Source organism: Pseudomonas triticifolii (assembly GCF_014358015.1).
Lineage (GTDB): Bacteria > Pseudomonadota > Gammaproteobacteria > Pseudomonadales > Pseudomonadaceae > Aquipseudomonas > Aquipseudomonas triticifolii.
The window spans coordinates 229,015-243,014 of sequence record NZ_JACONV010000005.1; the positions used below are offsets into that span (position 1 = coordinate 229,015).

General features: G+C 62.2%; 3 protein-coding genes. 1 reads left to right on the forward strand and 2 read right to left on the reverse strand.

Translation table 11 applies throughout. The annotated features are described in order from the left end of the window. Position 1: 1 nt before the first annotated feature. Positions 2 to 8,641 carry a non-ribosomal peptide synthetase gene (locus tag H8S56_RS11155; protein ID WP_187518662.1) on the forward strand — a complete coding sequence of 2,880 codons (8,640 nt, stop codon included), beginning with the start codon at positions 2 to 4 and terminating at the stop codon, positions 8,639 to 8,641. 240 nt (positions 8,642 to 8,881) lie between these two features. Here the strand turns inward: H8S56_RS11155 and H8S56_RS11160 are convergent, their stop codons facing one another. Together H8S56_RS11160 and H8S56_RS11165 are read right to left on the reverse strand one after the other, a co-directional pair. Next, positions 8,882 to 11,314: a TonB-dependent siderophore receptor gene (locus H8S56_RS11160; RefSeq protein ID WP_187518663.1), complete on the reverse strand. Its 2,433-nt coding sequence runs from the start codon at positions 11,312 to 11,314 to the stop codon at positions 8,882 to 8,884. Positions 11,315 to 11,742: 428 nt separating this feature from the next. Beyond that, positions 11,743 to 13,989 carry a TonB-dependent siderophore receptor gene (locus H8S56_RS11165; RefSeq protein WP_024694355.1) on the reverse strand — a complete coding sequence of 749 codons (2,247 nt, stop codon included), beginning with the start codon at positions 13,987 to 13,989 and terminating at the stop codon, positions 11,743 to 11,745. Between the last annotated feature and the right edge of the window lie 11 nt (positions 13,990 to 14,000).

Consider the following 14,000-nt stretch of genomic DNA (forward strand, 5'->3'; position numbering starts at 1 on the left):
CATGGACAAGTCTGCAGCAGCGCGTATCGCCCAGCGTTTCGTCGGTTTGCCCGTCGAACAGCGTCGCCAGATCCTCGGCAAGATGAACGAGACCGGGCAGAGCTTCCGGTTACTGCCGATTGCCGTGACCCGCCATGACCTGGCTCGCATTCCGCTGTCGTATGCGCAGCAACGCATGGTGTTTCTCTGGCAACTGGAGCCACACAGCATCGCTTACAACGTGCCGCTGGCGGTGCGCCTCAACGGTCCGCTGAACCCGCAAGCACTTGCCGAAGCGCTCGACCAGCTGGTGCAGCGCCACGAAACCCTGCGTACCCGTTTTGTCTGCGAAGACGGCGAATATCATCAGCAAATCCTGGCGCAGGGCAGCGTTGCCCTGGCGTGTGTCAGCGTCGAGGCAGAACAGATCGACGCGCAGGTGCATGCGGAGCTACAAACGCCATTTGACCTGCTGAGCGACACGCTGCTGCGGGTCAAGCTGTTCCAGTTGAGCGATACCGAACATGTACTGACGGTGTGCATGCACCACGTGGTGTCCGATGGCTGGTCGGGCGAGTTGTTGATTCGTGAATTCGTCCAGTTGTATCAGGCGCGGGTCCTTGGCCAAACGGCTGATCTGCCTGAACTGGCGATTCAATACGCCGACTACGCCATCTGGCAACGCGCCTGGCTGGAAGCCGGCGAGGGCGAGCGTCAGCTGGATTACTGGAAGCAGCAACTGGGCAGCGAGCACCCGTTGCTGAGCTTGCCACTGGACCATGAGCGTCCATTGCAGCCCAGCCATCGCGGCGCGACCGTGCGGCTCGACCTGTCGGAGCAACTGTGCGCGCAACTGAAGACCCTGGCCCGTAGCCGTGGCCAGACGATCTTTATGCAGGTGCTGGCGGCGTTGTCAGTGGTGCTGTCGCGGTTCAGCGGGCAGGCCGATATTCGTATCGGCGCGCCGAATGCCGGGCGCACCCGCAGCGAGCTGGAAGGGCTGATCGGCTTTTTCGTCAACACCCAGGTGCTGCGCGTGCAGGTGGACGAGCGCGATAGTTTCGCGGCATTGCTGGATCAGGTGAAGCAGGTGGTGAGCGGTGCGCAGTCGCATCAGGAACTGCCGTTCGAACATCTGGTGGACGCCCTGGCACCGGAGCGCAATCTGGGCCACAACCCGCTGTTCCAGTTCAAGATCAACCAGCATGTTTACGTGGCCGAGCAGACCGACGCCTCGCGCCAGAGCCTGTCCGGGTTGAGCGTCAGCGAATTTCCGGTGGGCGCGGGCGATGCGCGCTTTGACCTGGCGTTCGACTTCACCGACACGCCGAGTGGCCTGCGCGGTTACTTCAGCTACGCCACCGACCTGTTCGAGGCGCGCACCATCGAACGCATCGCCGACGCCTTGCGTGAGGTGCTGCAGGCGCTGGTGCTGGACGTTGACCAGCGTCTGGCCGATCAGCCCTTGACGGTTTCGGCGACTGCGGCCGACGCGCCTCAAGATTTTGCCTGTTGCGACTTCCTCAGCCTCTGGCAACAGGGTCTGCACAGCGGACGAGACAAGACCGCTGTACGGGCTGGTCAGCAAACCCTGAGCTTTGCGCAACTGGAGGCGCAGTCCAACCGCTTCGCCCGCTACCTGCAAACCCAAGGCATTGGCGCAGGCATGACCGTTGCGTTGTGTCAGGATCGCTCTGTGGAATGGGTGGTCAGCCTGCTGGCGGTGCTGAAGCTGGGCGCGGTGTACCTGCCGCTGGACACCTCGCAGCCTGCCGAGCGCTTGCAGCAACTGGCCAGAGACAGCGGCGCGGTGCTGCTGATTCATGCCGCAGGTGACGACAAGGCCGACCATCTGGGCGTCTGCCCGGTGCTGGCGTTCGATACGACGCAGTGGGCCGAGGTTGCCGATGACGCGTTGGGTATTCAGGTTGCGGCCGAGCAGCCGGCCTACATCATCTACACCTCGGGTTCCACGGGGCAGCCCAAGGGCGTGTTGATCAGCCATGGCGCGCTGGCCAATTACGTACAGTCGGTACTGACGCGCCTGTCGCTCGATGCCGACGCGAGCATGGCGATGGTCTCCACCGTGGCGGCCGACCTGGGTCACACCCTGCTGTTCGGCGCGCTGGCCTCGGGTCGCACACTGCACCTGTTGTCCCATGAACAGGCGTTCGACCCCGACGGGTTTGCCCGCTACATGGCCGAGCATCAGGTGGATATCCTGAAAATCGTTCCCAGCCACCTGCAAGGTCTGTTGCAGGCCGCCAACCCGGCCGACGTGTTGCCCAGGCAGATGCTGATTCTTGGCGGCGAGGCCAGTGCCTGGGCCTTGATCGAGCAGGTGCGCCTGCTCAAACCGGGTTGCCGTATCGTCAACCACTATGGCCCGACCGAAACCACCGTCGGCATTCTCACCCATGAAGTGGCTGAACGATTGCCTGCTTGTCGCAGCGTGCCGGTCGGCCAGCCGCTGGCCAACAGCAGGGCGCGTGTACTGGACGCTTACCTGAATCCGGTCGCCGAGCGCGTGGCGGGTGAGCTGTATCTGGGCGGCGCAGGTCTCGCGCAGGGTTATCTGGGGCGCGCGGCGATGACCGCCGAACGCTTCGTGCCGGACCCTGATGCCGATGGCGAGCGCCTGTACCGCGCAGGCGACCGGGCGCGCTGGGTAGACGGCGTGCTGGAATACCTTGGCCGCGCCGACGATCAGGTGAAAATCCGCGGCTACCGCGTCGAGCCCGGTGAAGTCGGGCAGCTGTTGCGAACCCTGGACGGCGTGACCGAGGCCGTGGTGCTGGCTCAGCCGCTGGAAAGCGATCAATCGCGCCTGCAACTGGTGGCATGGTGCGTGGCGTCGGTGAGTGCTGAAACGCTGCGTGAACAACTGGCTGCGCGCCTGCCCGAATACCTGGTGCCTGCGCAGATCCTGCTGCTCGAACGCCTGCCGCTGACCGCCAATGGCAAGCTCGACAAGCGTGCATTGCCCAAACCGGGCGTGGTCAAACAGCGCTACACCGCACCGGTCGGCGAGATCGAGGAAAAGCTCGCGGCCGTCTGGGCCGATGTGCTCAAGCTGGAACAGGTGGGCAGCACCGACAACTTCTTCGAGCTGGGCGGTGACTCGATCCTCAGCCTGCAAATCATCGCCCGCGCCAAGCGTCAGGGCATCAAGCTCAGCCCCAAGCAACTGTTCGAAAAGCAGACCATCGGCCAGTTGGCTTCGGTGGCGAAGCTTATCCAGAAGAAACCGGCAGCCGCCGTGGAGCAGGTCAGCGGTTCGTTGCCGCTGTTGCCGATACAGGCACGCTTCTTCGAGCTGGAGATTCCCGAGCGCCATCACTGGAACCAGGCGGTGATGCTCAAGCCCAACACCCGGCTGGACGCCACAGCGCTGCAAAACGCGCTGACCGCGCTGATCGAGCAGCACGACGCGCTGCGTCTGGGCTTCGCGCAACAGGGCGGACAGTGGCACGCCACCTTTGGCGCGCTGAACACCGGTGATGTGCTGTGGAGGCATGAACTGGACGATCCGCAACGCCTGACCGAACTGGCCGACGAAGCGCAACGCAGTCTCGACCTGAAAAACGGCCCGCTGCTGCGCGCCGTGCTGGTGACACTGCCGCAGGACGAGCAACGGCTGCTGCTGGTCATCCATCACCTCGTTGTGGATGGCGTGTCGTGGCGGGTAGTGCTGGAAGACCTGCAACAGGCGTATCAGGCTGTTTCCACAGGTCAGCCCGTCACGCTGCCGGGCAAGACCAGCTCCCTGAAAACCTGGGCCGAACACCTGCAAGCGTATGCGCAGAGCGCCGCGCTGGAGCAGGAACTGGGCTGGTGGCAGAGCCAGTTACAGGACGTCAGTGACGAACTGCCCTGCGACAACCCGCACGGCGGGCAGCAGCAGAAACACGCCACGTCGGTGGTCACGCAGCTCGACAGCCAACGGACCCGGCAACTGCTGCAGGATGCGCCTGCTGCCTATCGCACCCAGATCAACGACCTGCTGCTGACCGCGCTGGCGCGGGTGATCAGCCGCTGGACCGAGCGTTCCGACGTGCTGATCCGTCTGGAAGGCCATGGTCGCGAGGACTTGTTCGATACTCTGGATATCACGCGCACGGTCGGCTGGTTCAGCAATCTGTACCCGGTCAGGCTGTCGCCGCAGGAGGCATTGTCCGACTCGATCATGACCATCAAGGAACAATTGCGTGCGGTGCCGGACAAGGGCATCGGTTATGGCGCGCTGCGGTATCTGGGCAGCGACTCGGCGCGTCAAACGCTGCAGCAGTTGCCGCAAGGCAGCATCGTGTTCAACTACCTGGGCCAGTTCGACGGCAGTTTCGATGCGCAGGACGCGTTGTTTACCCCATCGGCCGACAGCGCGGGCGCCTCTCAAAGCGCCGAAGCGCCGCTGGCTGCGCCGATCAGCATCAATGGTCAGGTGTACGGCGGCGAGCTGCGCCTGAGCTGGAGTTTCAGCGGCGCGGTGTTCGAGACCGCTACCGTGCAGCGTCTGGCCGACGACTACGCGCTGGAGCTGCAGCAGCTCATCGCGCATTGCACCTCGGAGGGTATGGCCGGTGTGACACCGTCCGACTTCCCATTGGCTCGTCTGACTCAGACGCAACTGAACAGCCTGCCGATGGCCGCGCAGCAGATCGAAGACCTCTACCCGCTGGCACCGATGCAGCAAGGCATGCTGTTCCATACGTTGTTCGAGCAGGAGGCGGGCCACTACATCAATCAGATGCGCGTCGAGGTCAGCGGTCTGGACGTCTCGCGTTTCAAGGCCGCCTGGCAGGCGACGCTGGATGCCCATGACGTGCTGCGCAGCGGTTTCGTCAGCCACCTGGATCAGTCGTTACAAGTAGTGTTGCGCGACGTGTCGATGCCGTTCACCGAGCTGGATGCCAGAGGACAGGCTCCGCAATGGCTCGGCGAATGGGCCGATGCGGACCGTCAGCAGGGTTTCGACCTGACCCGCGCGCCGTTGCTGCGTCTGGCCGCAGTGCGTACTGGCGAGAGTACCCATCAACTGATCTACACCAGCCATCACATCCTCATGGACGGCTGGAGCAGTTCGCGCCTGCTGGGCGAAGTGCTGCAACGCTACAGCGGCCAAGTGCCAATAAGGCAGACCAGCCGTTACAGGGATTACATCGAATGGCTGCAACGTCAGGACGCGACGCTCAGCGAACGTTTCTGGACCGCACAACTGACGGAACTGGACGAGCCGACCCGCCTGATGCAGTGTTTCAAATCGCCGCCGGGCGACGCAGGTCAGGGCGATTATCTGCGCCTGATCGACGCAGCATCCACCCAGGCCTTGAGCGAATTTGCCCGCGAGCAGCGCGTGACCCTCAATACCCTGGTGCAATCGGCGTGGCTGCTGGTGCTGCAACGCTATACCGGGCAGTCCAGCGTGACCTTTGGCGCGACCGTCGCCGGACGCCCCGCAGACCTGCCGGGCGTCGAGGAGCAGCTTGGTCTGTTCATCAACACCTTGCCGGTGATCGCCAGCCCGCGTCCCGAGCAACCTGTGGCCGACTGGGTGCAACAGGTGCAGGCGAAAAACCTTGCCCTGCGCGAGCATGAGCACACACCGCTGTACGACATTCAGCGTTGGGCGCGCAGCGGCGGTGACGCGCTGTTCGACAGCATTCTGGTGTTCGAGAACTACCCGGTGTCCGACGCGCTGCAACAGACCGCACCGCCAGGGCTGGTGTTCGGCGGTCTGCACACCCAAGAGCAGACGCATTACCCGCTGACGCTGGTGGTCAATCTGGGACAGACCCTGTCGATGCGTTTCAGCTACGACCGCCAGTGCATGAGCGAAGCCGATGTGGCGCAATTATCAGCGCATTTCCAGCACCTGTTGCAGGCGTTGATTCGCGATCCGCAGGCCGCCATTGGCGAGCTGACGTTGCTGGATCAGCCTGAGCAACAGCAGGTGCTGCGCGACTGGAACGCGACGGCTGCGGCGTTCCCGAGCGAGCAATGCGTTCATTCGCTGATCGAAGCCCAGGTACTGGCCACGCCGGATGCTGCGGCGCTGATCTTTGACGGCAACTCCCTGAGCTACGTGCAACTCAACGACCGCGCCAACCAACTGGCGCATAAGCTGCGCGAGTCGGGTGTCCGCCCGGATGTGCGAGTCGGCATCTGTGTCGAGCGCAGTCTGGAACTGGTGATCGGCCTGCTGGCCATCATCAAGGCAGGCGGTGCCTACGTGCCGCTGGACCCGGATTATCCCGAGGACCGACTGGCGTACATGATGCAGGACAGCGGTATCGGTCTGCTGCTGACCCAGACGAAGCTTTTGGAGCGTCTGCCGCTGCCTGCCGGCGTGCAGAGCCTGTGTCTGGATCAGGACAGCGACTGGCTGAGCGGCTACAGCCGTGCCAACCCGGTCAACCTGACCGATCCGCTGAATCTGGCCTACATGATTTACACCTCGGGCTCCACCGGCAAACCCAAGGGCGCGGGCAACAGCCATCGTGCGCTGGTCAACCGCCTGCACTGGATGCAGAAGGCTTACAGGATCGATGCGACCGACACCGTGTTGCAGAAAACCCCGTTCAGCTTCGACGTGTCGGTCTGGGAATTCTTCTGGCCGCTGCTGACCGGCGCGCGTCTGGCTGTGGCATTGCCGGGCGATCATCGTGACCCGGAGCGACTGGTGCAGACGATTCGCCAGCATCAGGTCACAACGCTGCATTTCGTGCCGTCGATGCTGCAAGCCTTCCTCACTCATCAGCAGGTGGAAAGCTGCCAGAGCCTGAAGCGCGTGGTGTGCAGTGGCGAAGCCTTGTCAGCGGAACTTGCCGGGCAGGTGCTCAAGCGCTTGCCGCAAGTCGGCCTGTACAACCTCTATGGCCCGACCGAAGCGGCCATCGACGTCACGCACTGGACCTGCACCCCGGACGACGTGCTGAGCGTGCCGATCGGGCGTCCCATCGATAACCTCAAGACTCATATCCTCGACGACGGTCTGCTGCCTGCCGCACCGGGCGTGGCAGCAGAACTGTACCTGGGCGGCGTCGGCCTGGCGCGGGGTTATCACCAACGCGCCGCGCTGACGGCCGAACGTTTCGTGCCGGACCCGTTCGACGAGCAGGGCGGCGGGCGTCTGTATCGCACCGGCGATCTGGCGCGCTATCGAAACGAAGGGCAAAACAACGGCGTGATCGACTACGCCGGGCGTATCGATCATCAGGTGAAAATCCGCGGTCTGCGCATCGAGCTGGGTGAAATCGAGGCGCGGCTGCATGAACACGCAGCCGTTCGCGAAGCCAGCGTGATCGACATCGACGGCCCGACCGGCAAACAGCTGGTGGCCTATCTGGTGACGGACGCTGTGGTTCAGGATGCAGACGCCTTGCGTGAAGCGCTGACAACACAACTCAAGGCGCATCTGCCGGATTACATGGTGCCTGCGCATTTCGTGCTGCTCGACGCCATGCCGCTGACCGCCAACGGCAAGCTGGACCGCCGTGCTTTACCCAAGCCTGAATCAAGTCGTGCGCACGGTTACGTTGCGCCGCGTACCGGGCTGGAACAGCGTCTGGCTGCGCTTTGGGAGCAGGTGCTGCACGTCGAACGGGTCGGCCTGAACGACAACTTCTTTGCCTTGGGCGGGCATTCTTTGCTGGCGGTTTCGCTGGCCGGGCGGATCCGCGAGACGTTTGATGTCTCGATCAAATTGCATGACTTTCTGTTGATGCAGACCCTGGGCGAGCTGGCCGATTTCATGCGCGCTGGCGAGGCCAAGGTCAAGTCGGCGGTAATCGCCATGAACACCAGCCAGTCGACCCGAACCCCCTTGTTCTGCCTGCCACCGGGCGGCGGCGGTACGTATTCCTACTACCCGCTGGCGGGCAGGCTGAACGACGACCGCGTGGTCTACGGGCTGGTCAACAAGGCGTACGTGGTGCCGGGCTGGTTCGACACGTCCTGGACGGACATGGTTGATTATTACGTCGAACAGATTCGCAATACCCAGCCGGTCGGACCTTACAGCCTGCTGGGCTGGTCGATGGGCGGCGCGCTGGCCATTGACATCGCCCATCGTCTGGAAGGTGCGGGCGAGACCGTGGAATTCGTCGGGCTGGTGGACACTCAGTTGCCAGCGTCCGTCGGTATGGCATTCATTCAGGAAAACCCGGAAAGCCTTACCCGAAACCAGGGTGAAAACTACTACCGCAGCCTGATCAAGAGTCTCCAGGCCTTCGTGCCGGGCTTGCAGGAGGAGGCCATTGTTGCGTTGATCGACACGGCGCAGCAGTCGTTGTCCAGCGAACAGGAGGTCATCGATTGGGTCATCGACAAGGTTGCACTCGACGCAGGCATGAGCGTTGATAGCCTGCGCAGTGTGTTCCAGGACATCGCCGTGCAGGACGAAATCGAAACCGGCTACCGACTGCTGGAAGCCAACGCACGCTTGAGTGAAGCCTTCACCTTGAAACCGTTGAACGTGAAAGTGGATTGCTGGTGGGCAGGGCAAAGCCGTGAGCCTGAGCAGATTGCCAAAGCTGAACGGGTGGTGCTCGAACAGTGCTCGGTGAATGGACTGGGCAGTTCCTGCGTTGTCGATCAACGCCATGACAACGTGGTGATTGCCGATGCGTTTCTGGACGGGCTGGTGGCGCGGTTGAGGACGTAGTCCGTTGCGGACGCGTTCCAGGCTTTACGATGCAGCGCCGTCTCTCAGCCAGCATCTGATCTGCACCCCAAAAGCTGGACACCCATCTGACTTCCTGGGGTGCAGATCAATCTGTGGGAGGGGGCTTGCCCGCGATGAAGTCGACGCGGTATGCCAGAAATACGCGTCATCGTTCTTCGCCGGCAAGCCGCCTCCCACAGTCCGGTGTTTGCTTACTGGGTTCTGTAACCCGCCCGACCGCTAGAAATCCCCTCGCAACGTGAGGACGTAGTTGCGCGGATCGCCATAGTAATTACCCCGGTCAATATCACCCGTCGCCTTGTAGTACGTGCGATCCAGCAGGTTGTTGCCGTTGAGGGCGATGGACCAGTGGTCGTCGATTTTCCAGGCTGCACGGGCATCCCAGATGGCGCGGCCGGGGTTTTTGATGACCTGGGTCGATTCGGTTTCCGAGTAGCCGCTCTGCGCTGAAACGCCTGCCCCCAGCGTCAGTCGATGCCAGGCACCGGGCAGGGTGTAGTGGCTGGTCAGGCGGAACAGGTGGCGGGGCGTTTCGGCGGAAATCGCCTGCCCGTCACTGCCCCGTGTGACGTTGAAGGTATAGCCTGCCAGCGTCTGCAACCCTGGCAGCAGCTCGCCGCTGGCTTCCAGCTCGAAACCCTTGCTGCGACGGATGTCGCCGTTCAGGTAGCAGGTGCCGTAGCTGTCGTTGGTCGGGCAGTTGCCGCTGTTCGCGTCATCCTCCACTGCCACGTCTTTCTGTTTCACGTAGAACACGGCCATCGACACGTTCAAGCGCTTGTCGAACAGCTCGCCCTTGATTCCGGTTTCATGGCTGGCGCCAATGGCCGGATCGAGGAATTTGCCCGCTGCGCTCTGATAACTGCTCTGCGGCAGGAAGATATCGGTGTAGCTGGCGTACCACGACCACTCGGGGCTCAGGTCGTAGATCACACCAACGAACGGCGTGACCTCGTGATTCTGCTGGGCCTTGGTGGTCAGGTTTGCCGCTTGGGTCTGATAGTCATACCCACTGATGCGCCCACCCATCACCAGGCTCAAGGAGTCGGTCAGGCTCAGGCGCAGGTTGCTGTAGAGGCCATAACGTTTGTCGCTGAAGTCGGTGATGCTGCTCCATGCCGGACGGTTTGGTCGGGCAATGGCGTGGTGGTCCGGGTTGAAGACATCCAGTGCCTGGTTCGAACTGACCAGAACCTGTTGTGAGCGACGTTGCTGTTCCGACCCGTTGGCACCGACGGTCAATTGGTGGGTCAGTCCGAACGCCTCGAAGTGGCCATCCAGATGGCTGTCGAAGCCGGTGCTTTGCAACGTATCGGAACGCAACAGCGTGCGAAGCGGACGCGAGCCGGTCAGGGTCTGCGGATCGATAGCGCCTTGGGCGTAGGCCACACGTTGATCGAAGTCGCCTTCGGAGTGGGTCATCGACACAGTGCCCGCCCAGTCTTCACTGAAGTGATGCACCACCTCGCCGAACACCTCGTTCGTTTCCGTCTGATGACGATTCCAGTCCTGGGCCAGAGACGTGGAGCGAGGCAGGTTCAGTGCGCGACCGTCGTTGTAGCGCGGCAGGCCGAAGATGGAAAAGCCTCGAATGTCTGCGCTCTGATGGCGCAGGCCGAGGGTCAGGGTGGTGTCTTCATCGAGGTCGGTTTCAACAATGCCGTACAGCAACGGCGCGGTCTTGTGCAGTTCGTCGATGAAGTAGCCACGGTCTTCGTAGGACGCTACGAAGCGGCCGCGAATGTTGCCCGCGTCGTTGAGCGCGCTGCTGCCGTCCAGGTCTATCCGGTTGTTATCCCAGCTACCGGTACGGGTGGTGACCGAGAACTGCGCAATGGCGGTCGGGCGTTTGCGCACCAGGTTGACCGCCCCACCGGGATTACCGGCACCGATCAACAAACCCGCAGCACCGCGCAGGACTTCGACGCGGTCGTAAAGGGCCATGTCCGGGGTCATCCAGCCTGTCACGCTGTAGCCTTGGCCGGACACACCATCGATGGTGTAGCTCTCGTCCTCCATGGCGAAGCCGCGAGAACTAAACACGTGGGAGCCGAAGTTGCGTTGCGAGAACGTGATGCCGGGCGTTTGCGCCATCACCTCGTCCAGCCCGGTGAGGTTTCTGTCGTCCATTAATTGACGCGTCATGACGGTCACAGATTGCGGCGTTTCACGCAGCGACTGCGGTGTCTTGTTGAGGCTCGTGGCCGTGGTGGTGTAAGAGTCGCTGCCTTCAGTGGTCACGCCGAACTGCTTCGCCTGAATCGCCATCGCCCCCAACGTGACCGGCTGCAACGCTGGCGTCTGGCTGAGCGTCAGGGTGTTGGCCTCCAGCGTGTGGGCAACCCCGGCTTGCCGCAGCAGATCTGTTGCCGCCTGTTCGGGCGTGAGCTTGCCGTGTACCGCACTGCTGGTCTTGCCGCGCACGTCGTCCGGGTTGTAGAGCACTTGCAGATCGCCCTGACGCGCCAGTTCTTTCAAGGCGCTGTTCAAGGGTTGGGCGGGAATGTCGAACTCCACTTCCTCGGCCAGCGCATTGCCCTGAACAAACAGCGACAGCACGAGCCCCAGACCCTTCAGTGTCAGCCCGGATTTCGGGCCTTTGTCGAAGGGTTTTACGGGGCCTGAATGGCAGCGTTTGAAGGGTGGTTGCATGGCAGAAAAGCTCTTTCGGGACGCGGGTGCAGAATACTGTATCTGTCGTCGGGAAGGGGGGCGGGCGTCAGTCTTCGTTTCAGTCGCTGAATGTTTGTCGGATGTACGGGCCCCTTCGCGGACAAGCGGAACGCCGCCCGGTCCGCTCCCACGGAGTTTGAGTTGCGCCCGATAGCCTGGGCTGGGCACTTATCCTGGTGGGAGCGGACTTGTCCGCGAAAGCCGTGTTTCAGCCGCTGAATATGGGGCGGATGTATGGGTCTTTTCGCGGACAAGCGGAACGCCGCCCGGTCCGCTCCCACGAAGTTTCTTCAGTCAGTCAGGTGTCGTGCACATATCGCTGATGCCCGCACCGTCAAAGCACAAAAAGCCAAGGGTTTCCCCTTGGCTTTGTGGCTGTTATGGCTATCCGTAGAACGGGTGATCGATCAGAAATCCCCGCGCAGGGTCAGGACGTAACTGCGAGGTTCGCCATACACGTTCGAACGGTCGGTCGCCACGGCAGTGGTGTAGTACTTGCGGTCGAACAGGTTCTCGGCATTGAGCGAAACGCGCCAGTTTTCGTCGAGCTTCCAGGAGGCACGGGCATCCCAGATCGCACGCCCGGCCACGCCCAGCTGATCGTTGGACGGCACTTCATAACCCGAGTCCGCCGACACGCCGGCACCCAGTGTCAGGCGGTTCCATGCGCCCGGCAGGTTGTAGCTGGTGTTGAGGCGCAGCATGTGTTTCGGGGTTTCGTAGGCGACTTCGGCGTCACCATTGTTACGCAGCATGTTGTAGGTGTAGCCACCGAACACCTGCAGGCCCGGCAACACTTCGCCGCTGGCTTCGAGTTCCACGCCCTTGCTGCGTTTGATGCCATCCTGCACGTAGCAGGAACCGTCCGAACTGGTCGGGCAGAACACGGAAGCGGCGTCAGCCGACAGATCCACTGCTGCCACGTCTTTCTGCTTGATGTAGAACAACGCCATCGACAGGTTCAGGCGCTTATCGAACAGCTCGCCCTTGAAGCCTGTTTCGTAGTTGGAGCCGACGGCAGGGTCCAGCGGCGAGCCCGCCACATCGACGAAGTCGGCTTGCGGCGTGAAGATGTCCGCGTAGCTGGCGTACCACGACCAGTTGTCGTTGATGTCGTAGATCAGGCCTGCGAACGGCGTGAATTCCTGAGTCTGCTTGGATTCATAGCTGTTGGCCGCACCTTGTTTGACGTCGTATTGATAGTCGTACCAGCTCAGGCGGCTGCCCAATACCACGCTCAACGGCTCACTCAGGTGAATCCGCGCATTGGCGTAAAGCCCTGCACGTTCTTCGGTCATGTCGATGTCATTGCCCCACGCCGGGCGGGCTGGCTTGGCGAACGCGTTCTGGTTGACGTTGAAGATATTGATGGGCGAAGCGGTTCTGACTGTCGCCTGTTTGGTATTGGATTCCTGTTTCGACCAGTCCGCACCCAGGGTCAACTGATGGTTCAGGCCGAAGGCATTGATGTTGCCTTCCAGCTGACTGTTCAGGCCGATGCTGTTCACTTCGTCCTTGCGGAACAGTGTGTTCTGGAAGGTCGAGCCTGCCAGGGTGGTCGGGTTCACCGCGCCGCGTGCATATGCAATCGCCTGATCGAATCCACCTTGCGAATAGGTCAACGACGTGCGGCTTTTCCAGTCATCGTTGAAGCGGTGTTCGATTTCGGTGAACACCTCGGTCATGTCACTTTCCAGGCGGTTCCAGTCCTGCGCCAGGTTGGTTGAGCGTGACAGCCCCAGCGACTGACCGTTGCTGTAGCGCGGCAGGCCGTAGATGGAATAGCCGTTGATGACCTGTTCCTGACGACGCAGGCTCATGGTCAGCGTGGTGTTGTCGTTCACGTCGGCTTCGACGATGCCATACAGCAGCGGCGTGCGGCTGTCGCGGCCGTCCAGGTACGAGCCGCTGTCATCGTAGGCGGCGACCATACGGCCCCGCAGCGTGCCCGAATCGTTGAGCTTGCCGCTGCCGTCCAGATCGACCCGGTACTGATCCCAGGAGCCAGCGCGAGTGGTGATCGAGAATTTGTTCTCTGCCGTCGGACGCTTGCGCACCAGATTCACCGCGCCGCCCGGCTGACCTGCACCAACCAGCAGGCCGGACGCACCGCGCAGCACTTCGACGCGGTCGTAGATGGCCATGTCCGGCTGCATCCAGCCAGTGATCTGATAGCCCTGTCCGCCAATGCCATCGACCAGAAAACTTTCCGCCAGCAGCGAGAAACCACGCGAGGTGTACACGTGGCCGCCGAAGTTGCGGTACTGGAAACTCATGCCGGGCGTGTCTTCCAGCACTTCGCTGAGACTGGTCAGGTTCTTGTCGTCCATCACCTGACGGGTCACGACGCTGACCGACTGCGGTGTTTCACGCAACGATTGAGCGGCACCCTTGCCGATACTGACGGCACCTGTGGTGTAAGAACCGGTGCCATCGGTGGTGACGCCCAGCAATTGGGAGTCAATGGCGGTCGGTGCCAGGTTCACCGTGCCTGCGGTGGGCGAGCCTTCTGCGCTGGCTTCCTCCGCCTGGACCTGCGAGGCCAGTGGCATGCAAAGCGCGAAACCCATGGCTGCCATGGATGGTCGGGAACTGAACATCTGGCTGAGCAGCAAAGCTTTGCTGAGCGGGGTGAGTCGTGACGGGTTGTGCATGACGTGGCTCT